This is a genomic window from Streptomyces sp. S.PB5 (assembly GCF_030403745.1).
Classification (GTDB): Bacteria; Actinomycetota; Actinomycetes; order Streptomycetales; family Streptomycetaceae; genus Streptomyces.
In genome coordinates this window covers 1,011,201-1,032,077 of sequence record NZ_JAQMWP010000001.1, presented here as the reverse complement: position 1 = coordinate 1,032,077, position 20,877 = coordinate 1,011,201, and the positions used below count along the sequence as shown (strand labels likewise).

The 20,877-nt window shown below is 72.0% G+C and carries 22 protein-coding genes; 11 read left to right on the top strand and 11 right to left on the bottom strand.

Annotated features, from left to right (window positions below; all coding sequences use genetic code 11):
• The first annotated feature begins 6 nt into the window (after positions 1-6).
• The 7 genes from PH203_RS04685 (at position 7) to PH203_RS04655 (ending at position 8,275) form a co-directional block, all read left to right on the top strand.
• On the top strand, positions 7-627 hold the full coding sequence (locus PH203_RS04685; protein WP_289916477.1) for a TetR family transcriptional regulator: 621 nt from the start codon (positions 7-9) through the stop codon (positions 625-627).
• Positions 628-774: 147 nt separating this feature from the next.
• A complete protein-coding gene (locus PH203_RS04680) occupies positions 775-3,369 on the top strand; it encodes an MXAN_6230/SCO0854 family RING domain-containing protein (RefSeq protein ID WP_289916474.1) in 2,595 nt (864 codons plus the stop codon).
• Positions 3,370-3,477: 108 nt separating this feature from the next.
• Entirely contained in the window at positions 3,478-4,467 is a 990-nt protein-coding gene (locus PH203_RS04675) for a DEDDh family exonuclease (protein WP_289916472.1), read from the top strand.
• A gap of 79 nt (positions 4,468-4,546) precedes the next feature.
• Entirely contained in the window at positions 4,547-4,780 is a 234-nt protein-coding gene (locus tag PH203_RS04670) for a hypothetical protein (protein WP_289916469.1), read from the top strand.
• A 70-nt stretch (positions 4,781-4,850) separates the two neighbouring features.
• Positions 4,851-5,642, top strand: a complete 792-nt coding sequence (locus tag PH203_RS04665; protein ID WP_289916468.1) for an SURF1 family protein — start codon at positions 4,851-4,853, stop codon at positions 5,640-5,642.
• Between the two features lie 87 nt (positions 5,643-5,729).
• Complete coding sequence (locus PH203_RS04660) at positions 5,730-7,514, top strand: glycoside hydrolase family 15 protein (protein WP_289916466.1); 1,785 nt, start codon at positions 5,730-5,732, stop codon at positions 7,512-7,514.
• Positions 7,515-7,519: 5 nt separating this feature from the next.
• Positions 7,520-8,275: an SDR family oxidoreductase gene (locus tag PH203_RS04655; RefSeq protein WP_289916464.1), complete on the top strand. Its 756-nt coding sequence runs from the start codon at positions 7,520-7,522 to the stop codon at positions 8,273-8,275.
• Positions 8,276-8,279: 4 nt separating this feature from the next.
• On the opposite strand, the gene amaP is transcribed toward PH203_RS04655, so the two are convergent.
• Genes amaP through PH203_RS04630 form a run of 5 tightly spaced genes read right to left on the bottom strand, consistent with a single transcriptional unit; the run spans position 8,280 to position 10,618 of the window.
• A complete protein-coding gene (gene amaP, locus PH203_RS04650) occupies positions 8,280-8,858 on the bottom strand; it encodes an alkaline shock response membrane anchor protein AmaP (protein ID WP_289916462.1) in 579 nt (192 codons plus the stop codon).
• A gap of 5 nt (positions 8,859-8,863) precedes the next feature.
• Positions 8,864-9,517, bottom strand: coding sequence for a DUF6286 domain-containing protein (locus PH203_RS04645; protein ID WP_289916459.1), 654 nt, complete (start codon positions 9,515-9,517; stop codon positions 8,864-8,866).
• Positions 9,514-9,921, bottom strand: coding sequence for an Asp23/Gls24 family envelope stress response protein (locus PH203_RS04640; RefSeq protein ID WP_289916457.1), 408 nt, complete (start codon positions 9,919-9,921; stop codon positions 9,514-9,516). The genes PH203_RS04645 and PH203_RS04640 overlap by 4 nt, the downstream gene beginning before the upstream one ends.
• Entirely contained in the window at positions 9,918-10,109 is a 192-nt protein-coding gene (locus tag PH203_RS04635; protein ID WP_289916454.1) for a hypothetical protein, read from the bottom strand. The genes PH203_RS04640 and PH203_RS04635 overlap by 4 nt, the downstream gene beginning before the upstream one ends.
• A gap of 44 nt (positions 10,110-10,153) precedes the next feature.
• A complete protein-coding gene (locus PH203_RS04630) occupies positions 10,154-10,618 on the bottom strand; it encodes an Asp23/Gls24 family envelope stress response protein (RefSeq protein ID WP_289916452.1) in 465 nt (154 codons plus the stop codon).
• 95 nt (positions 10,619-10,713) lie between these two features.
• On the opposite strand from PH203_RS04630, the gene PH203_RS04625 reads away from it, so the two are divergent.
• On the top strand, positions 10,714-11,412 hold the full coding sequence (locus tag PH203_RS04625; protein ID WP_289916450.1) for a nucleopolyhedrovirus P10 family protein: 699 nt from the start codon (positions 10,714-10,716) through the stop codon (positions 11,410-11,412).
• Between the two features lie 85 nt (positions 11,413-11,497).
• On the opposite strand, the gene PH203_RS04620 is transcribed toward PH203_RS04625, so the two are convergent.
• The 3 genes from PH203_RS04620 to PH203_RS04610 all read right to left on the bottom strand — a co-directional run bounded on the left by PH203_RS04620 (position 11,498) and on the right by PH203_RS04610 (position 14,577).
• A complete protein-coding gene (locus PH203_RS04620; protein ID WP_289916448.1) occupies positions 11,498-12,292 on the bottom strand; it encodes an enoyl-CoA hydratase/isomerase family protein in 795 nt (264 codons plus the stop codon).
• Between the two features lie 129 nt (positions 12,293-12,421).
• On the bottom strand, positions 12,422-12,643 hold the full coding sequence (locus PH203_RS04615; RefSeq protein ID WP_004002281.1) for a helix-turn-helix domain-containing protein: 222 nt from the start codon (positions 12,641-12,643) through the stop codon (positions 12,422-12,424).
• A gap of 335 nt (positions 12,644-12,978) precedes the next feature.
• Complete coding sequence (locus PH203_RS04610; RefSeq protein WP_289916393.1) at positions 12,979-14,577, bottom strand: ABC-F family ATP-binding cassette domain-containing protein; 1,599 nt, start codon at positions 14,575-14,577, stop codon at positions 12,979-12,981.
• Positions 14,578-14,787: 210 nt separating this feature from the next.
• Between PH203_RS04610 and PH203_RS04605 the strand changes: the two genes are divergently transcribed.
• Both PH203_RS04605 and PH203_RS04600 read left to right on the top strand, forming a co-directional pair.
• Positions 14,788-15,681 (top strand): neutral zinc metallopeptidase, encoded by an 894-nt coding sequence (locus PH203_RS04605; protein WP_289916391.1) that lies wholly within the window; start codon positions 14,788-14,790, stop codon positions 15,679-15,681.
• Between the two features lie 95 nt (positions 15,682-15,776).
• Positions 15,777-16,199, top strand: coding sequence for a VOC family protein (locus PH203_RS04600; protein WP_289916389.1), 423 nt, complete (start codon positions 15,777-15,779; stop codon positions 16,197-16,199).
• A gap of 7 nt (positions 16,200-16,206) precedes the next feature.
• On the opposite strand, the gene PH203_RS04595 is transcribed toward PH203_RS04600, so the two are convergent.
• The 3 genes from PH203_RS04595 to PH203_RS04585 all read right to left on the bottom strand — a co-directional run bounded on the left by PH203_RS04595 (position 16,207) and on the right by PH203_RS04585 (position 19,839).
• Positions 16,207-17,604: a hypothetical protein gene (locus PH203_RS04595; protein ID WP_289916387.1), complete on the bottom strand. Its 1,398-nt coding sequence runs from the start codon at positions 17,602-17,604 to the stop codon at positions 16,207-16,209.
• 255 nt (positions 17,605-17,859) lie between these two features.
• On the bottom strand, positions 17,860-18,987 hold the full coding sequence (locus PH203_RS04590; protein WP_289916385.1) for an alpha/beta fold hydrolase: 1,128 nt from the start codon (positions 18,985-18,987) through the stop codon (positions 17,860-17,862).
• Positions 18,988-19,107: 120 nt separating this feature from the next.
• Complete coding sequence (locus PH203_RS04585; protein WP_289916382.1) at positions 19,108-19,839, bottom strand: class II aldolase/adducin family protein; 732 nt, start codon at positions 19,837-19,839, stop codon at positions 19,108-19,110.
• Between the two features lie 196 nt (positions 19,840-20,035).
• Between PH203_RS04585 and PH203_RS04580 the strand changes: the two genes are divergently transcribed.
• Positions 20,036-20,785 (top strand): lysozyme, encoded by a 750-nt coding sequence (locus tag PH203_RS04580; protein ID WP_289916379.1) that lies wholly within the window; start codon positions 20,036-20,038, stop codon positions 20,783-20,785.
• The last annotated feature ends 92 nt before the right edge of the window (positions 20,786-20,877 follow it).

Sequence of the window (20,877 nt, the reverse complement as noted above, 5' to 3'; positions counted from 1 at the left end):
GGCAGCATGGCGAGAGCGTCGCTCACCCGGGAGGAGATCCTGGACACGGCCGCGGACCTGGTGAAGCAGCACGGCCCCGAGGCCCTGACGATGCGCAAGCTCGCGGCGGAGCTGGGGACCGCGGTGACCTCGATCTACTGGCACGTCGGCAACCGGGAGTCGCTGCTGGACGCGCTGGTGCGGCGGACCGTGGCCGGCCTCGGCGAGTTCCGGCCCGCGGGGCGCACCCCCGTCGAGCGGATCGTCTCGGTGGCCCGCATTCTGCGGCGGCGGCTGCGGGACCATCCGCATCTGATCGCGATGGTCCATGAACGCGGCCTGACCGAGCGGATGTTCCTGCCCGCGCAGCAGGCGCTGGTGCGGGAGGTGCACGCGGCGGGGCTGCGGGGCGCCCGGGCGGCGGAGGCGGTGCGGGCGGTGCAGTTCCAGGTCGTGGGCTTCGTCCTCGTGGAACGCAATCGCGAGCGCGCGCCGGCGCAGCAGCCCGCGGAGGAGACGACGACCGCGTACGGAGACCCGGCGCTCGCCCGCGCGCTGGCCCGGCCGGTGAACCAGGAGCGGCTGTTCGTCACGTCCGTGAGGGCGTTGACGCAGTCATTGCTCGAGTCCCCGGGCGGCAATAAATAGGTGGCGGCCCGCTGCAACGCCCTCCTACAGTCGTGATCGCGGGGGCGGCTCCGCAAGCGTGCTTCCTTCTCTCTTTTCTACGACACCACAGCGCGCTCACTCTCCGCCCCGCCTTCTTCTCTCTTCCTTCCCGCCGGGGGCTTCCGCTTGTCCGTACTGTCGTCCGTGCTGCTCCGCCGCCTTCGTACCGTCTACGTCGACCAGGCCGGGCCGCGCCCGGGCGACCCGTCGACGACGCAAGGGCTCGTCGCGCTCGAAGCCGAGCTGCTGGACCGGGGATTCGTACCGACGGCGGAGCTGCACGCGGCGCTCGCCTGGCTCGGGCCCGCCGGTCTCGGGGCGGCGGGGAAGCAGCTGATCCGGCACATCGACGCCGAACTGGGCGCGGACCGCACCCATATGCCGATGTTCCGCAGCTTCCCGGCCTCGGTGCCGGACGACACGTTCCAGCTGTTCGTCGACCGGGTCTTCACACTGCTGCTGCAGTGGCCGAAGCAGCCGTGCGTGCTGTGCGGCACGGTCGGCAGCGTGCACCCGGTGTCGCCGTGCGCGCATCTGGTGTGCCGGGAGTGCTGGGACGGCGCGGACTACGCGGGCTGCCCGATCTGCCACCGCCGAATCGACCGGACCGATCCCTTCCTGAAGCCGGCGCATCCGCGCACCGCGCCCGAAGTGGCGGTGGGTCCGCTGAAGTTGCTGACGCTCGGCAAGGACGCCGAGGCGGACGCGGTCAAGGCACTGCTGAAGCTGCTGGCCCGGCGGACTCCGCTGCCGCCGCAGGACCGTGACGACGTGAAGATCCTGCTGTCGCACGCGCCGCACGACCTCGGCTGGTTCCCCGAGGACGTCCCGGTGCGTCAGACGAAGGCGCTGGCCCTCGGCATGCTGCTGCTCGACCGGCACACGCGCGTGGCGGCGACGGAACTGCTCGCCGGGCAGCTGACGACGGCTACGGACGTACTGCGGCTGCTGTGCGTGTGGTCCGGCGGCGAGGCCGATCTGCTCGACCCGCCGCGTATGCGGTCGCTCCCGCGCGGGCTGCGCCGACAGCTGCTGGGCCTGCTCGACGGCCTGGCGATGCCCTCGCTGGTCGAGGACGTGCTGCGGCACCCCGGCGCCTGGAAGCGGGCCGCCGAGATCCTGCACCCGTACGAGCACTACGCCCGCCATCCGAAGGCCGCGCTCGCCTTCGCCGTCCTGCGGGCCACCGACACCTCCTCGGGCGACCTGGGCGAGGCGCTGCTGCGGACGGCCGCGGAGCATCCGGACGCGGTGCGGGTCGACGGCGACCGCGTCAAGCCGGCCACCTGGACGGCACGCGTCGAACAGGCGCTTTACGAGAAGGACGCAGAGGCCGCTCTGGACCTGCTCGCTCAGCGGCCGGGCGAACTGCTGCGCCGGCTCGACCATCTGCTGCGGCTGCGCGAACTCGACGTACTGCCGGAGGGGTTCGGGGACGTCCTGCGCCGCGTGCTGCCCAACGCGGGCCCCGGGCCGCTGCTGGCCGCGCTCGGGCGGATGCGGATCCGTCATCTGCCGGGCGGGCGGCGGGTGTTCTTCCCGCGGGGCCAGGTGACCCGTTCGTTCACGATCGACGACACGCGCGTGCCGCTGTCGTCGAAGGTGACCGGCGAGGTGTGCGCGCTCCTGGAGGCCGAGGCGCTGCGCCGGCTCGCGGACGGGCCGCGTCTGGACCTGTCCGTGCTCGACTCGGCGCTCACCGGTCTCGCGGTGCCGGCCGCCGAGACCGCCGCCTCCAAGGCGCTCGTCACCGTGCCGCGCGGCAGCACCCAGCCGCTCCCCGAGGGTGAGGTGCTGCGGCTCTTCCTGCACTGGACGGAGCCCGCGAAGACCCGGGTGGACCTGGATCTGTCGGTGGCGCTGTACGACGAGGCGTGGGAGTTCGCGGGGCTGTGCGACTACACCAGCCTCGTGCACGAGGGCCGTTCGGCGGTCCACTCCGGCGATCTGACCTCGGGACCCGCTCCGGACGGGGCGACGGAGTACGTCGACCTGGACCTGGGCGCGCTCGCCGAGCGCGGGGTGCGGTTCGCGCTGCCCGTCGTCTTCAGCTACAACGACGTCGCCTTCGAGGAACTCCTGGACGCCTTCGCCGGGTTCATGGCACTGCCGTCCGCGGCCGAGGAGGACCGCGACGCGTCGTACGACCCGCGTACGGTCCGTCAGCGGTACGACCTGGTGGGCGACTCGCGCATCCACGTCCCGATGCTGGTCGACCTGCGTCGCCGTACGTTCCTGTGGACCGACCTGCATCTGCCGGCCGACGAGGGCTTCCACAGCCTGTACCGGCACGGCGCGGACCTCGGCCGGGTCGCCCAGGACCTGCACCAGTACTTCTCGTCGGGCCGTACGACACTGTGGGATCTGGCCGTGTGGCGGGCGGCCGCGCGGGGCGACGAGGTCGCGGTGGTACGGCGTGCGCCGGATCCGCGCGCCGTCGACGAGCTCTGGCACTACGCACGGCGCTCCGGGGAGCCGGACACGGAGTTCGCGGCACGCGTGCGTGCGCTGGAGCCGCCGGAGCGACGGCAGCCGGCGGACGACGCCGACGCCCTCGCGGGTGAAGCGGCCACGGACAAGCATGTGTTCCTCGCGCTGGTCCACGGGGGTGTGGCGCCGACGGGTGCGACCGGATCGGTGTACCGGCTGCTGCCGGGGCCGGTGGACGGCTGCGGCCTGGAGGGCCTGACGGCGGGGGATCTGGTGGCGGCGCTGGGGTGAGGGGAGAAGTGCCGGGCACCGGACGAGTGTTGCGTCACCCTTGCCGGTCCGTGGCGCAGGACCGGGTGCGCGCGGCACTGTCAGTGGGGGCCCGTATCCTCAGGGACCATGCTCGAAGACCGTACGACCGCAGCGTCCTCCCCCACGGCGTGGCCGGCCGCGTATCCGCAGGGGTACGCGGTCGTTGACGTGGAGACCACCGGGCTCGCCCGGGACGACCGGATAATCTCCGCGGCCGTGTACCGGCTGGACGCACGTGGCGAGGTCGAGGACCACTGGTACACGCTGGTCAATCCGGAGCGGGACCCGGGCCCCGTCTGGATCCACGGTCTGACGACCGACGTGCTGGAGGGCGCGCCCCTCTTCCAGGACATCGTCGAGGAGTTCTCGGCCCGCCTGGACGGCCGGGTGCTCGTCGCGCACAACGCGGTCTTCGACTGGCAGATGATCGCGCGGGAGTACGCGCGCGCGGAGCGCGAGGCGCCGGTGCGGCAGCGGCTGTGCACCATCGCGCTCTCCAAGGAGCTCGCTCTGCCGCTGCCCAACCACAAGCTGGAGTCGCTGGCCGCCCACTTCGGCGTCGTGCAGCAGCGCGCGCACCACGCGCTCGACGACGCGCGCGTGCTGGCGGAGGCGTTCCGGCCGAGCCTGCGGGCCGCGGCCGAGGGCGGCGTACGGCTGCCGCTGCACGAGTGCCGCCCGCTGACCGAGTGGACGGACCGGTCCGTGCCGCGGCAGCAGCAGACGCCGGGCTACAGCAGCTATCGGCCGACCAGTTGGCGCCCCGCCCGCAAAAGGCCCGCATGCCCCTATCCCAACCCAGGCCGCTACGAAGAGGGCAAACCGCTCAAGCAGGGCATGCGTGTCGCGTTCTCCGGTGACACCTCGACCGAGCGCGACCTCCTGGAGGACCGTGCGATCGAGGCCGGGCTGCATGTCGCCACCAGCATCTCCCGGCTCACCAGCCTGCTCGTCACCAACGACCCGGACTCGGGCACGTCGAAGGTGGTCAAGGCCCGGCAGTACGGCACACCGGTCGTCGACGAGGCGGCCTTCGGACAGCTCCTGGGCAACGTGGCACCGGCCTCGGAGGGATGACCGTACGGACGGGTGATTGCGCTGCGACTCGCCCGCCGCCGACTGGCCCGCACCGGAGCGACGGCTCACCCTGTGGCGCATGGCGACTTGCGAAGTGTGCGGAAACAACTACGGCATGACCTTCGAGATCCACGCCCAGGGTGCGGTGCACGTCTTCGACTGCTTCTCCTGTGCGATCCACCGCATGGCCCCCATCTGCGAGCACTGTCGTGTGCAGATCATCGGGCAGGGCGTCGAGGTCGAGGGCCACTGGTACTGCGGCGCCCACTGCGCCCGCGCCGAGGGAAAGGTGGGGATCGTCGACCGCGTCTGACCACGGTGGTCGACCCGTGCGACCACACCCCTGTGCGAACACCCCGCGGCCCGAGTTGTACGGTCGTGGGGTGTACCGCTTCCTGTTGTCCCGGCAGTGGGTGATCCTCACGCTGGTCGCCCTCGTTCTCATCCCCACGATGATCCGGCTGGGCATCTGGCAGATGCACCGCTACGAGGAGCGCAGCGCCCGTAACCAGCTGGTCTCCGACGCGCTGTCCGCCGACGCGGTGCCCGTGGAGCGGATGACGTCCGTCGGGCACACGGTCACCAGCAAGGAGCGGTACCGGTCGGTGACCGCGAAGGGGCGCTTCGACACCGAGGACGAGGTCGTCGTCCGCCGCCGCACCAACTCCGACGACGAGGTCGGCTATCACGTCCTGACCCCGTTCGTCCTCGCCGACGGCAAGGTGCTGCTGGTCAACCGGGGCTGGGTCCCCACCGGCGCGACCCAGACCGCGTTCCCCGAGGTCCCGGCGCCGCCCGCCGGTGAGGTCACCGTCACCGGGCGGCTCATGCCCGACGAGACGACCGCGGCGAGCGGCATCAAGAACCTCAAGGGACTGCCGGACCGCCAGATCATGCTGATCAACAGCGAGCAGCAGGCCGGCCGCCTCGGCAAGCAGGTCCTCGGCGGCTACATCGCCCTGACCACGCCCGAACCCAAGGGCGACACCCCCGAACTCCTCGGCAGGCCCGGCAAGGAGAACGCCCCGCTGAACTACGCGTACGCCTACCAGTGGTGGCTGTTCGCCGCGGGCGTCCCGATCGGCTGGGTCGTCCTGGTCCGCCGCGAGCTGCGGGACCGCCGGGAGGCAGCACAGAAGGAAGCGGCGGCGGAGTCGGAGCCGGCGGCGGTCTGAGACGGGCCCCGGGCCGGGGACCCTCGGCGTCACTCCCCCGGCCGTCCTCCTGATTGTTCCCGGCACCCACCGGGAACCCGCACTCCCGTGCCCCGTATCGAGGATTACGCCCTGATCGGCGACGAACAGACAGCGGCCCTGGTCGGCAAGGACGGCAGCGTCGACTGGTTGTGCCTGCCCCGCTTCGACTCCGCGGCCTGCTTCGCCAGACTGCTCGGCGACGAGGAGAACGGCCACTGGCGGATCGCCCCCAAGGGCGCCGACGGTCCGTGCACGCGCCGCGCCTACCGCCCCGGCACCCTCGTCCTGGACACCGAGTGGGAGACCGACGAGGGGGCGGTGCGGGTCACCGACCTGATGCCGCAGCGCGACCGCGCCCCCGATCTCGTACGCGTCGTCGAAGGCCTGAGCGGCGAGGTCACCGTCCGCAGCACGCTCCGCCTCCGCTTCGACTACGGCTCGATCGTGCCGTGGTTGCGCAGGTCCGACGGCCATCGCGTGGCGGTCGCGGGCCCGGACTCGGTGTGGCTGCGCAGCGAACCCCAGGTGCGCACCTGGGGCGAGGATCTCAGCACCCACTCGGAGTTCACGGTCAGGGAGGGCGAGACGGTCGCGTTCGTCCTCACCTGGCACCCCTCGCACGAGCCGCGCCCACCGCAGATCGACCCCCTCGAATCGCTCGCCACGAGCGTCGAGGACTGGCAGGCCTGGTCGGCCCGCTGCCGCTACGACGGCCCGCACAAGGACGCCGTACTGCGCTCCCTGATCACCCTCAAGGCCCTCACCTACGCCCCCACCGGCGGTATCGTCGCCGCTGCCACCACCTCGCTTCCGGAGGAACTGGGCGGCGTCCGCAACTGGGACTACCGCTACTGCTGGCTGCGCGACTCCACCCTCACCCTCGGCGCGCTGCTGTCCTGCGGCTACCACGAGGAGGCCGAGGCCTGGCGGAACTGGCTGGTGCGCGCGGTCGCGGGCGCCCCGGCGGACCTGCAGATCATGTACGGACTGGCGGGCGAGCGACGGCTGCCCGAGTTCGAACTGCCGTGGCTCGCCGGGTTCGCCGGCTCCAAGCCCGTACGGATCGGCAACGAGGCCGTGAAACAGCTCCAGCTGGACGTGTACGGCGAGGTCATGGACTCCCTCGCGCTGGCCCGGAGTTCGGGCCTGTCCAGCAAACCGCACATGTGGTCCCTGCAGTGCGCCCTGATGGATTTCCTCTCCTCGGCGTGGCAGCAGCCGGACGAGGGGCTGTGGGAGGTGCGCGGGGGCCGCCGGCAGTTCGTGCACTCCAAGGTGATGGTGTGGGTCGCCGCCGACCGTGCCGTGCGCACCCTGGAGCAGCACCCGGAGATGGGCGGCGACCTGGAAGGCTGGCGCGTACTGCGCGACGAGGTGCACCGCGAGGTGTGCGAGAAGGGGTACGACGCCGAGCGCAACACCTTCACCCAGTCCTACGGCTCCCGCGAACTGGACGCGGCCCTCCTGCTGATCCCCCGCGTCGGCTTCCTCCCGCCGCACGACCCGCGCGTGGTCGGCACGGTCGAGGCGATCCGCGACGAACTGGGCCACCACGGCTTCCTGCGCCGCTACAGCACCGACGGCACCACCGTCGACGGACTGCCGGGCGACGAGGGCACCTTCCTCGTCTGCTCGTTCTGGCTCGCCGACGCGCTCCACATGATCGGCCGTACGAAGGAGGCGCGGGAGCTGTTCGAACGGCTCGCGGGTCTCACCAACGACCTGGGGCTGCTGTCCGAGGAGTACGACCCCGTGCACGACCGCCACCTCGGCAACTTCCCGCAGGCTTTCAGCCACATCGGTCTGGTGAACACCGCCCTCGCCCTGTTCGGGGGCGAGGAGGCAGGATAGGGGCCATGGATCTTGGACTTGAGGGCCGGGTGTACGTCGTCACGGGAGCCACGCGCGGGCTGGGCAACGCCTCCGCGCGTGAGCTGGTCGCCGACGGGGCGAAGGTCGTGCTCACCGGGCGCGACGAGAAGCGGGCCGCGGACGCGGCGGCCGAGCTGGGGCCGAACGCGGTGGGCGTCGCCGTCGACAACGCCGATCCGGAGGCACCGGCCCGGCTGATCGCGGCCGCGCGGGAGAACTTCGGCGGCTTCGACGGCATCCTCATCAGCGTCGGCGGGCCCGCGCCGGGGTTCCTCGCGGACAACACGGACGAGCAGTGGGAGGCCGCGTACACCTCGGTGTTCCTGGGCGCGGTCCGGCTGGCGCGGGCGGCCGCGGCCGAGCTGGAGGCCGGCGGTGTCATCGGGTTCGTGCTGTCCGGGTCGGTGCACGAGCCGATCCCGGGGCTGACCATCTCCAACGGGCTGCGGCCGGGGCTCGCCGGTTTCGCGAAGTCCGTCGCGGACGAGCTGGGGCCGCGCGGGATCCGGGTCGTGGGGTTGCTGCCGTCCCGCATCGACACGGATCGCGTGCGCGAGCTGGACGGGCTGTCGGCGGACCCGGAGGCCACGCGCGCGGCCAACGAGTCGAGGATTCCCCTGCGGCGCTACGGGACGCCGGAGGAGTTCGGGCGTACGGCTGCGTTTCTGTTGTCCCCGGCGGCCTCCTACCTGACGGGGATCATGGTCCCCGTAGACGGCGGAATGCGACACGGGTTCTAGCTTCTCAACTGACCCTTTCCGCCCGGTGCTTGACGGCCTTCATGCGGACCTCCGCCGGCAGCGACGCCAGCCCCGCCGAGTTCCGCGCGTGCGTCAGCGCCTCGGCCGTCAGGTGGTTCAGCGCCGTCCCCGGGTCCACATGCGGTTCCAGCAGGAGCCGTACGCGGGTCTCGGGGGCGTTGCGGCGGCCCGTCAGCTGGACGTGGGCGTGGGAGACGCCCTCCAGCTCCGTCGCCTCGCCCGCCAGTACGCCTTCCAGGGCCCGGCCCCGCAGCAGTGCGCCCTCGCCGTCGCCGGTGTCGACCAGGACCTCGGTCAGCCGGTGGCGGCGGAGGTTCGCGGTGAGCCACCACAGGGCCAGCAGGACGAGGACCGCAAGGACGGCCATGACGGTCGGCCACCACCAGCCGTGAGCCTCCCAGCGGGTGCGCTCGGTGTCGTTCAGGAGTACGTCGTGGCGGCCGTCGTGGATCCACCAGGACGGCGGGTCCAGGCCCAGCCCCACGGCTGAAACCGAGCCGCCGAGCACCAGCAGCACGAGTCCGAGGACGCCGAGGACGACCCGGTTGACGATCCGCAGCATCGCCCTCACCCCTTCTTTCCCGGCCGCCGCACCCGCACCGACAGCGCGGGCGGCCGGGCCAGCCCGAGCCCCCCGACCGCCTCGGCGAGGGTGGCTTCCAGGTCGGCCTGTACGTCGTCCAGTTCGCGGAAGTGCGCGACCGCGGCGACTTCGGCCTTGGCCCGGCTCAGGCGGACGCGTACCGACTGCACGCCGGAGACCTCGACGGCCCGGTCGCGCAGGACCAGGGCGGCGGCCTCGCGGTGCAGGCCCGCGCGTACGTCGGACCCGGTGCTGCGCATCGGCAGGACACCGCGCAGACCCGGCGTGGCTGCGAGGACGATCAGCCAGCCGCCGAGGGCGGCGGCGATGCCGGCCCCGACGAGGACCCAGGGGTCGTCGAGGGGGCGTTCGGCGAGCTGTGCGGCCAGTTCGCGGCGCCAGCGCATGGCGGGCTGCTCGGCGCGGACGGCCGCGATGTCGTAGAGGAAGAGTCCGGCGGCCGCCAGGAGCAGCACCGCCGCGACGGCGGCCGGGACGCGCCGCGCAGACCAGAAGCGGCCCTCGCCTCCGCCCTCCAGAACGGGTGGGGGTGGCGGTGGTGTGCTGTCCGGTTCGGTCGCCTTCTCCAGGACCGGCAGCCGTTGTGTGGTTCCCTCGGAGCCCTGGGGCTCGCTCATCGCGTCCTCCCCTGTGCCGCGCCGTGCGCCGGATGCAGCCGCTCCACGTGCACGGCGACCTCCGGCACCTCCATTCCCACCAACGCGCGTACCCGCTCCGCCACATGCCGACGCACCCGGGCGCACCGGGCGCCGATGTCGGTGGGATAGCCGAGTTCGAGGTGGACCCGGACCCGGGCCGTCTCGACGGGGGTCCCCCCGCTCGAACGCGGTTGAGAGTGGGGGAGGTGCACGACCACGGTGGCGTGCGGGGGCGCGGCCTCCTCGGGGACCTCCCCGAGCACCTCTCGGGCCGCCTGGGCGGCGATCTTCGCGACCACCCGGTCGGCGATCCGGGTCGCGCCGCGCTCGCCGGGCGGTACGACGGTCAGGGGCCTGCGGAGCTCACCGGCCTCGGTGGTCACCGCCGGTCACGCCGGTCGTCACGGGTGCGGAAGAAGTCGCCGAGCTCCAGGTCCCCCTCCAGGAACCGCCCGACGACGAAACCGATGGCGCCCAGGGCCGCCACCAGCAGAAAGGCACCGAACCCACCGAAGTACCCGGCGAAGCCCAGCGCCATGCCGGCGATCATGCCGACCACGGCCATGCTCATGGTGCGCTCCCCTCAGCTCTCGTTGGCTCTCGCTCGCCCGGACCTCACTGGATCCTCGGCTCCGGCTCCTCGTCCTCCTCCTCGGGCAGCTTCACATCGCTCACGGCGATGTTGACCTCGACGACCTCCAGGCCGGTCATCCGCTCGACCGCCGCGATCACGTTCTCCCTGACGGCCCGCGCCACATCGGAGATCGACACCCCGTAGTCCACGACGATCTCCAGGTCGAGCGCGGTCTGCACCTCGCCGACCTCGGCCTTCACACCACGGCTCACCGACTTCGACCCGCCGGGCACCCGGTCCCGCACGGCCCCGAAGGTCCGGGAGAGCCCACTGCCCATCGCGTGCACACCGACGACGTCCCGGGCGGCCAGCCCGGCGATCTTCTCCACGACCCCGTCGGCGATCGTCGTCCGCCCTCGGGTCGCCGGGTCCCCGCCGCCGCGCTTGACGGGCTTGCGCGGCTGCACACCCGGCTCAGCCTCAGGGGTCTGCGTCATATCGGTCATCGCCGTACGTCTCCCTCGTGGTCGCCTTCGTCGTCCTTCGACCACGGTAAGTGGGGTTGCGCCCTCGCGCGCCGGTGATGCGGCAGGCTGGAGCAATGACGGCAGACGGGTGGGCGCGGACGGTACGGCATCAGCTGGGCCTGGGCAGACTCCTGCCGCTGGGCGGCGCACGCGACGGCGCGTGGATCGCGGAGGAGGCGGCCGAGGCGGTGCTGCGGAGTGCCGTACGGGAGCTGCGCGGCGTACGCCTGGAGCGGCTCCGGATCGCCCTCGCCGCCCCGGAGGACGCGCACGACCCCGTCGTACCGCCCCCGCCGAGCGCGCTGCCGCCGGGCCCGCTCCGGGTGACGGCGGACTTCGCGGCCACGGCCGACGAGCCGCTGCCGACGACGGCGGCGCTCCTGCGCTCGACCCTGGCGACGGCGGCGACGGAGCGGCTGGGCCTGAAGGTGACCGAGATCGACCTGCGGGTGACGTCCCTGCTGGACGAGGAGCCGGAGGCCGGTCCCGTACGGCAGCCGGAGCCGCCGCCGGCCGGCACCGCCGACGGTCCCGCGGCCACCGCGGCGCTGTCGGTCCCCGGTGTCACCGGGCTGACGGCCGCGCTGGGGCGTGCGGTACAGAACGAGGAGCGGCAGGGCGAAAACGCCCTGTCGCGGCACCACGTCCGGGTGGAGGTGGCCGTGGATCGGGACCACCGGGCGGTGGATGTCGCCCGGACGGTCCGCAAGGAGGTGGCGAAGGCGCTGCCGGGTCACCCGACGGTGGCGGTCCTGGTGACGGCCGTCGGCTAGGGACCCAATAGGTTTCAAGCAGCCGCCGCCCGTCCCCGGCCCGGCTGTGGGCAGTCGTTCTGCCGGGCGCCTGTTCAGGTACGGCTCATTCACCCAGCCCGGCGAGGTCACGCAGACGCCGCGCCTGGGCGCCGCGCTCGGCCGCCCGCTGCTCGTCGTACGTCCGGTCCTGCGCCCCGCGCAGCAGCGCCTTGGTCTCGATCACCGCGTCCCGGGGCGCGGCCAGCAGTGCTCCGGCCAGGTCCTGCACCGCGCCGTCGAGCTCGTCGAGCGGCACGGCGATGTTGGCGAGGCCGGTGTTGACCGCTTCCTCGGCCAGCACGAAGCGCCCGGTGGCGCAGATCTCCAGCGCCCGGGCATAGCCGACCAGCGAGATGAGCGGGTGCGTACCCGTGAGGTCCGGAACCAGGCCCAGGCTGGTCTCGCGCATGGCGAACTGCACGTCGTCGGCGACGACGCGGAAGTCGCAGGCGAGCGCGAGCTGGAAGCCCGCCCCGATGGCATGCCCCTGGACGGCGGCGATGGACACGATGTCGCTCCGCCGCCACCAGGTGAAGCCCTCCTGGAACTCCGCGATGGCAGCGTCGAGTTCGGCGTCGCCACTGCGGGCGAGGTCGATGAACGACGGCTCGCCTTTGATCCCCTCCGGCGTGAACATCTGCCGGTCGAGCCCAGCGGAGAAGGACTTGCCCTCACCGCGCAGCACGACGACACGGACGGAGCCCGGCACGAGCCGACCCGCCTCGGCGAGCGTGCGCCACAGAGCGGGGCTCTGGGCGTTGCGCTTGGCGGGGTTGGTCAGCGTCACCGTGGCGAGCGCGTCGTCGACGGTGAGCCGTACGCCGTCCTTGTCGAGCAGGGGAACGAGTTCCTGGCCCATGGGGCGCCTCCGATGAGTGCGGTCATCCGCCGTGCCTCATGGCACGACTAAGTGACTGCACAGTAACCACCCGGCCGATCAGAGAACCGACCGGGTGGCCACCATCGAAAGCCGAGGGGCCGCCCGGAATCAGGACGACGCGGCCTTCTTGCCCCGGGTCGCACCGCCACGCCCACGGAGCGTGACGCCCGACTCGCTGAGCATCCGGTGTACGAAGCCATACGAGCGGCCGGTCTCCTCGGCCAGCGCCCGGATGCTCGCACCGGAGTCGTACTTCTTCTTCAGGTCTGCCGCGAGCTTGTCGCGCGCGGCGCCGGTTACCCGGCTGCCCTTCTTCAGAGTCTCGGCCACCCGTGCCTCCTCATGGGAAGTGCGCTCTGGTCCCCTCATGATCACCCCTCCGGAGCTTCATGGCCACCCATTCGGCAAGGTCCGTAAGACAAGGTTGTGACGACAGGAGCGGGTCCCCACATACGGAATCAGTAATTCCGAAGCGGGTTGTTCGTACCGCCGAACGGGTTCTTTTGTGAAGTGCCTGGTCAGAGACGCAGCGCGGCCGAGCCCTTGTCGATGAAGGGCTCGGCCGTGAAATGGATGTAGGACACACCTCGGTACGAGGAGATCTCACACAGATGGTGGATCACCGGTACGCCGAATGATCCCTACCTAGTTGATCACCCGTTCGATCAAGCCAGGGCGACGAGATCCGCGTAGTCGGCGCCCCACAGATCCTCGACTCCGTCGGGCAGCAGAATGATCCGCTCCGGCTGGAGCGCCTCGACGGCGCCCTCGTCGTGGGTGACCAGAACGACCGCACCCTTGTAGGTGCGCAGCGCGCCGAGGATCTCCTCGCGGCTGGCCGGGTCGAGGTTGTTGGTGGGCTCGTCGAGGAGCAGCACGTTCGCCGAGGAGACGACCAGGGTGGCCAGGGCCAGGCGGGTCTTCTCGCCGCCGGAGAGGACACCGGCGGGCTTGTCGACGTCGTCGCCGGAGAACAGGAACGAGCCCAGCACCTTGCGGACCTCGACCAGGTCCAGATCGGGGGCGGAGGAGCGCATGTTCTCCAGGACCGTGCGCTCCGGGTCGAGCGTCTCGTGCTCCTGGGCGTAGTAGCCGATCTTGAGGCCGTGGCCGGGGACGACCGCGCCGGTGTCCGGCTGCTCGGCGCCGGCGAGGAGCCGCAGCAGGGTCGTCTTGCCCGCGCCGTTGAGACCGAGGATGACCACCCTCGACCCCTTGTCGATCGCCAGGTCCACATCGGTGAAGATCTCGAGCGAGCCGTAGGACTTCGACAGCCCCTCCGCCGTCAGCGGGGTCTTGCCGCAGGGCGCGGGCTCGGGGAAGCGGAGCTTGGCGACCTTGTCCTGCGCGCGCACCGCCTCCAGGCCGGCGAGGAGCTTGTCGGCGCGCTTGGCCATGTTCTGCGCGGCGACCGTCTTGGTGGCCTTGGCGCGCATCTTGTCGGCCTGCGAGTGCAGGGCGGCGGCCTTCTTCTCGGCGTTCTGCCGCTCGCGCTTGCGGCGCTTCTCGTCGGCCTCGCGCTGCTGCTGGTAGAGCTTCCAGCCCATGTTGTAGACGTCGATCTGGGCGCGGTTGGCGTCCAGATAGAAGACCTTGTTCACGACCGTCTCGACCAGGTCGACGTCGTGGGAGATCACGATGAAGCCGCCGCGGTAGGTCTTGAGGTAGTCGCGCAGCCAGACGATCGAGTCGGCGTCGAGGTGGTTGGTCGGCTCGTCGAGCAGCAGCGTGTCCGCGTCCGAGAACAGGATCCGGGCCAGCTCGATACGGCGCCGCTGACCGCCGGAGAGCGTGTGCAGGGGCTGGCCCAGCACCCGGTCGGGCAGGTTCAGCGCGGCGGCGATGGTCGCGGCCTCGGCCTCGGCGGCGTAACCGCCCTTGGTGAGGAACTCCGTCTCCTGGCGCTCGTACTGCTTCAGCGCCTTCTCGCGGGTGGCGCCCTGGCCGTTCGCGATCCGCTGCTCGTTGTCGCGCATCTTGCGGATCAGTACGTCGAGCCCGCGCGCGGAGAGGATGCGGTCCCGGGCGAGCACGTCGAGGTCGCCGGTGCGGGGGTCCTGCGGGAGGTAGCCGACCTCGCCGGAGCGGGTGATCTGGCCGGCGGCGGGGATGCCCTCGCCGGCGAGGCACTTGGTGAGGGTCGTCTTCCCAGCGCCGTTGCGACCGACCAGGCCGATGCGGTCGCCCTTGGCGACACGGAAGGTGGCGGACTCGATGAGGACTCGGGCGCCGGCGCGCAGCTCGATACCGGTGGCGGAGATCACGGACAGACTCCAGGGCGTGTGTATGACGGTTGTGGGCGGCTGAGGACGTTCCCGCCGTCTAATGCGCGAGGAGAATGGCCATGGGCCAAGTCTAACGGGACCGTGCAACCACTTTTTCTGAGTTCGGGTGTTCGATGCCGCACTGCCCGGTGTCCCTCGTTCGGGTCAGCGTCCGGAGCCCGGTGCGAGGTGCGGGGTGACGATGGCCCCATGCAGTTCGACGACGACGCCAGGCTGGACACCTCCGAGGTCCAGGACGTGCGCGGCAGCCGCATCCCCGGGGGCAGGGCGACCGTGGGCGGGGGTATCGCCGGGCTGATCGCGCTGCTGCTGGGGCTGTTCCTCGGGGTCGGGCCGGACCAGCTCGGCCTCTCCGACGGCGGCGGCGACCAGCCCGCCGCCACGGCCTCCGCCCTGGCGCAGGTCCAGCAGTCCTGCCGGACCGGCCAGGACGCGAACACCCGCGACGACTGCCGCATGGTGGCCGTGGTCAACAGCGTGCAGGACTACTGGGACCAGGAGTTCGAGCGGCGCAACGGGACGTACTCCCGCTCCCCCACCGTCTTCTTCAGTCAGCGGGTCGGCACGGCGTGCGGGGCGGCGACCTCCGCGGTCGGGCCGTTCTACTGCCCCGGCGACCGCAAGGTCTATCTGGACCTCGGCTTCTTCGACGAGCTGCGGTCGAAGTTCGGCGCGAGCGGCGGCGCCTTCGCGCAGGCCTATGTCGTCGCCCATGAGTACGGGCATCACGTGCAGGACCTGATGGGCACCCTGAGCCGGTCGCAGGACGGGCGCACCGGCGAGAACAGCAACGCGGTGAAGGTGGAGCTCCAGGCGGACTGCTACGCGGGCGTGTGGGCGCACCACGCGACGACCACGAAGGACGAGTCGACCGGGCGGCCGCTGATCACCAGTCTCACCGACGCCGACATCACCGACGGTCTGGACGCGGCGGCGGCCGTGGGCGACGACCGGATCCAGGAGCGGTTCCAGGGGCGGGTGACACCGGAGTCCTGGACGCACGGGTCGGCGGCGCAGCGGCAGCGGTGGTTCCGGGAAGGGTACGAGAGCGGGGACATGGCCCGGTGCAACACCTTCAGCTGAGGTGTTCTCGCTGGTCAGGAGCCGTTGTCAGTGGCCGCTGCAAGACTGTGCGGCAGACGGAATCCCCGGCATTTGATCACAAGGGAGTGATCGGCATGGCAGGTACGAGCGGCGGGCGGCCCAGCATCTACCCCACCCTGCTGTACGCGGACGCCAAGGCGGCGGTGAAGCAGCTCACCGAGGCTTTCGGCTTCTCCGAGCTGGCGGTCTTCGAGGGCGAGGACGGCAAGGTGGCCCACGCCGAGCTGGTGCAGGGCAACGGCGCGATCATGCTCGGTTCCAAGGGCACCGGCAGCAAGTTCGACGCGGCGATGAAGGACGCGGGCACCACCGGGGTGTACGTCGTCGTGGACGACGTCGACGCACACCACCGGCGGGCCGTGGAGCAGGGCGCGGAGATCCTGATGCCGCCGACGGACCAGGACTACGGTTCGCGGGACTACATGGCCCGGGATCTCGAGGGCAATGTGTGGAGCTTCGGCACATACGCCCCCGAGACCCCCGAGACAAGGGCCTGACCCGTCCTCAGTTGCCCCCCGTGTGCACCTGGAAGGCCGCCCGGCGGACCGCCTTGGCGAGCGCGGGGTCGGGGTGGGCGGCGGCGAGCGCGACCAGGACCTGCACCGTGCGGGGGTGACCGACGGCGCGCACCTCGTCGAGGAGCATCGGGACGGTCGGCTGCACCGCGGACTCCAGATGCCGCACCAGCAGCGGGGCCTCGCCGTGGTCGGCGACGGCGGCCGCGGTGTCGACCCACAGCCAGGTGGCCTCCTCGCGGGTGAGCACCTCGTGGGCGTCCTCCGGGTCGACGCCGTCGTGCTCGGCGAGCCACAGCAGGGCGTACGGGCGCAGTCCGGGTTCGTCGGTCACGGCGCGTACGTCGGGCTCGGCGGGGGCGCCGACGACCCGCAGCGCCTCGAAGGCGAGGCCGCGCAGCAGGGCGTCCTCACCGCGGGCGGCGGCGAGCAGCTCGGTGACGGCGCTGCCGACGGGCCGGGCGGCGAGCCAGGCGCGGTACTCGTCGCGGGCCGCCTTGGGGCGGAGCTGGGCGCAGCCGCGGAGCATCTCCTCGGCGACGGCCTCGATGTTGCCGGCGGGGCTCTGCGCGGCGACGCAGATCTGCTCCAGCTTGACCCAGACCGCCCAGCTGCCGAGCGGGGTCAGGGTGGCCTGGCCGTCGCCGTAGGTGAGGGCGCCGACGGAGGCGAGGGCGTGCAGGGCCCAGTCGAGGAGGGGGGCGAGGGGGGTGTCCTCGGCGGTCTGCGCTTCGGCGTCCTCACCGGTCCGCTCGTCGTCCGCGTCCGTGTCCACGTCGACGTCCGTGTCCACGTCGACGTCCGTGTCCGGGGCGGGCTGCGGGCCGTAAGGGATCTCGCAGCGTTCGGTGCGCAGTTCGGTGACGCGCTGCTCCAGGAGGTCCAGGAGCTGTTCGACGGGCACGGGTCCGGCGGAGAGCTGGAGGAAGGAGAGCACCTGCGGCATCGCCGAGACGACCTCGGCGACGGCGGCGGCCTCGCGCTCCCCGGGTTCGGGGTGGGCGAGCGACCAGGCGTCGAAGAAGGCGACCCAGCCGCGCAGTACGGCGCTGTCGTCGCGGTCCCAGGCGCGCAGCCGCCAGCCGGGGCGGGCGCTGTCGCCGTGCACCTCGACGAGGCCGGCGAGCCGGGCGGTGTCCCAGTCGGCGCGGACCTGAGCCGCTGTCAGGCCCAGGTCCGCGGCGGCCCGTTCGGCGCTGGTGTCGGAGAGGGTGGCCTTGCCGTCGGCCTGTCCGCCGTCCCGGCCGGGGCCGAGGGCGGCGTCGGCCCAGTGGGCGACGCGGGCCGCGCCGGCCAGCCGGGAGCGAGCCATTCTGGCCAGCTCGGCCTGGGCCGGGGTGCCCTCGGGCGGGCGGGGTGCGGGGCGGCGCGAGGGCCGCTGGGTCATCGCTCGGGGGGCGGCGGCCAGGGGTCGCGGTCGGACGAGTCGAAGCCTGGAGTCGCGCGGGATACGGGACGTCACGGGTGCAGTCTTCCGGTTGACGGTCCGAAAACCCAAACGGAATGTAACGGCGGGCGACGGGGAGGGCCAACGCACAGGGGTCGGAGGGCGGCCCGGGAACGGGAACAGGCCAGTGGTACGGCCTTAAACGGAATCTGTGGACGGCGGTCCGAGGGGACCGCGGGCAGATGCCGGGAGGCGTTACATCAGCGGGGTCAGAAAGCGGCGGAGCGCCTCTTCGTAGCCCTGGGGGTCGGCGTTCCACATGGCTCCGTGGGGCGCGTGCGGGACGGTGTGGAGGGCGATCAGATCGGGACGGGCGGCGGCGAGGCGGCGCGAGAGGGGCCAGGGGGCGATGGTGTCGTCGGGGCCGTGGACGATCAGGGTGGGCACCTTGAGGAGGGTCGGGTCGGCGCCCTCGGCGGCGGCGTCGGCGTGCAGTCCGGTGCGGCCCTGGGCGGCGCGGACGGCGAGGGGCAGCAGGGCGCCCGGGGTGCGGCGGGCGCTGGCGAGGGCGCGCAGGGTGGTCTCCCAGCTGAGCACCGGGGAGTCCAGGATCAGACCGGAGATGCGCTGGCGGACCCCGGAGTGGGCGGCGGCGCGCAGGGCCATGGTGGCGCCGGTGGACCAGCCGTGCAGGACGACCTTCCTGGCACCGCCCCGGACGGCGTAGCGGATCGCGGCGTCCAGGTCGCGCCACTCGGTCTCGCCGAGGTGGTTCAGGCGGTCCGGCGGGCGGGGTGCGCCGGCGTCGCCGCGGTAGGCGAGGGCGAGCACCGGGAAGCGGAGGCTCGCGAGGAACTCCATGGTGTTCAGGGAGAGTTCGCGGGTGGTGCCGAGGCCGTGCACGGAGATGATCCAGGTGCTCCGCACGCCGGGGACGGACCAGGCGGGCAGGGCGCCGAGTTCGCCGGGGATCTCGACGTCCTCGTGGTCGAGACCGAGGGCGGAGCCGGGGTCCCCGATGTGGGTGTTCGGGGTGAACCACACGGTGTCGCCGGGGCGGAGGGTGCCGTGGGTGACGCGTTCCAGGCGGCGTACGACGGTGTCGGCGGAGTGGGACGCGGTGCCGAGGACGGGGCCGACGACCGCGTGCGTGGTGTCACCGGCGAGGCCGTAGGTGCCGGGGCGCAGGGCGGCCAGGTCGCGGGTGAGGGCGATCTGACCGGCGGCCGTGGCGTGCACGGTGAGCCTCGGTTCGTTGGGCAGTGGCCGGCCGGGCGGCGCCTTCAGCGCCGCATCGCTGGCGAATCGGCCGGCGGCGACGCTCGCGGCGCCGGCGGCCAGGGCCACGGTGACGGCGGCGGCCGCCGCTTTGACAGTGCGCACCCGTCCAGTGTCCTGGCGGACCAGGCGACGGGCCAGTGGGAGGACGGGTGGGGGTGACGCCCTTCCCCACAGGGGGTCAAGGGAAGCAGGCCGCAAGGGAGCCCACGGAAGCGCACTCGGTCACGTGCGCTGCCCGTACCCCCGCAGCTTCTCCCCCGCCTCCGCCACCTGTTCCTCCGACAGCAGGCTCGGGGTCAGCCCCGGCACCGAGGACGCCGTCAGCCACAGCCGGCACATCCACTCCAGCTGGGCGGCGCGGTCGTAGGCCTGGTCCAGGGTGGCGCCGTAGGTGATCGTGCCGTGGTTGCGCAGGAGGCAGCCGGTGCGGTCGGCGAGGGCGTGGAGCATGTTCTCGGCCAACTCCTGGGTGCCGTACGTCGCATACGGGGCAACACGGACGGCGCCGCCGAGGGCGCCGGACATGTAGTGGATCGCGGGGAGTTCGGGGACGAGGGTCGAGACGGCCGTCGCGTGGACGGCGTGGGTGTGGACGACGGCGCCGGCGTCGGTGGCGCGGTAGATCGCGAGGTGCATGGGGAGCTCGCTCGTCGGGACGAGCCGGCCCAGGACCCGTCGGCCGTCGAGGTCGACGCCGGTCACGTCCTCCGGTGTCAGCCGGTCGTAGGGCACCCCCGAGGGCGTGACCAGCACGGTGTCGCCGACGCGAACCGAGACATTGCCGGAGGTGCCGACGACGAGTCCGTCGGTGACGGTGCGGCGGGCGGTCGCGACGAGTCCCTCCCAGGCGGCCACCTCCTCGGCGCGCACACTCCGCGCCCACGGCTCGGGCACATCCTGTGCACCCTCCCCGGCACCCCGTACGTCCCGCTGGTCGCGTCGCTGCTCAGCCATGCCGCGATCCTGTCAGGTGCAGCTCCGAAGTGCCGCCCGGCGGGGGCACTTTAGGGCGGAGGGCGGCAGTCCGGAAGGGCGCAAATGCGGATACTTCCCCCTCTGCGGCGGCTTGGCCATGGATCGACGGGCATGCGCGGATCTTCCAGTAATCTCTGCCTGATTTGTCGTGCACGCAGCCATTCCGGGGGGAAATATGGCCCGTGATCGCAAACCGTCCCGTCACCGCGCCCGCCTCGTGGCGGCATCCCTGGCAGCGCTCACCCTCACGGGGACCGCGCTGGCCGAGTTTCCGGCTTCGGCGGCCGGCAAACCCAAGGGGCACGACGTCTCTTCGCACCAGAGGAACGTCAACTGGCAGAGCGCGAAGTCCAAGGGCGCGAAGTTCGTCTACGTCAAGGCGACCGAGTCCCACACCTACCGCAACCCGTACTTCGGCCAGCAGTACAACGGCTCGCGCAACGCGGGCCTGATCCGCGGGGCCTACCACTTCGCGCTGCCGAACAAGTCCTCGGGCAAGACCCAGGCCCGGTACTTCGTGCGCAACGGCGGCGACTGGAGCGCGGACGGCTGGACTCTGCCGCCGGCGCTCGACATCGAGTACAACCCGTACGACAAGAAGCACAAGTGCTACGGCCTGAAGAAGGCCAGGATGGTCAGCTGGATCAAGTCCTTCAGCAACGAGGTGAAGCGGCTCACCGGGCGCCGTCCGGTGATCTACACGACCGCCCACTGGTGGAACACCTGCACCGGCGGCAGCCGCGCCTTCGCCTCGAATCACGCACTGTGGGTGGCCCGCTACAACTCGGCGGACGCCGGGGCGCTGCCGGCCGGGTGGGGGTTCTGGACGATCTGGCAGTACGACAACAGCGGCAGCCTGCCGGGTGACCAGAATCTCTTCAACGGCTCCATGGCACAGCTGAAGAAGTTCGCCCGGGGCTCCTAGCCGTGCGGCGACTGGGCCGCACGGTCGAACCGGAGGGAAAACCCTCGGCTCAAGACACCGTGCGGCCTGCCTCAGTTCATCTTCCGTTCACT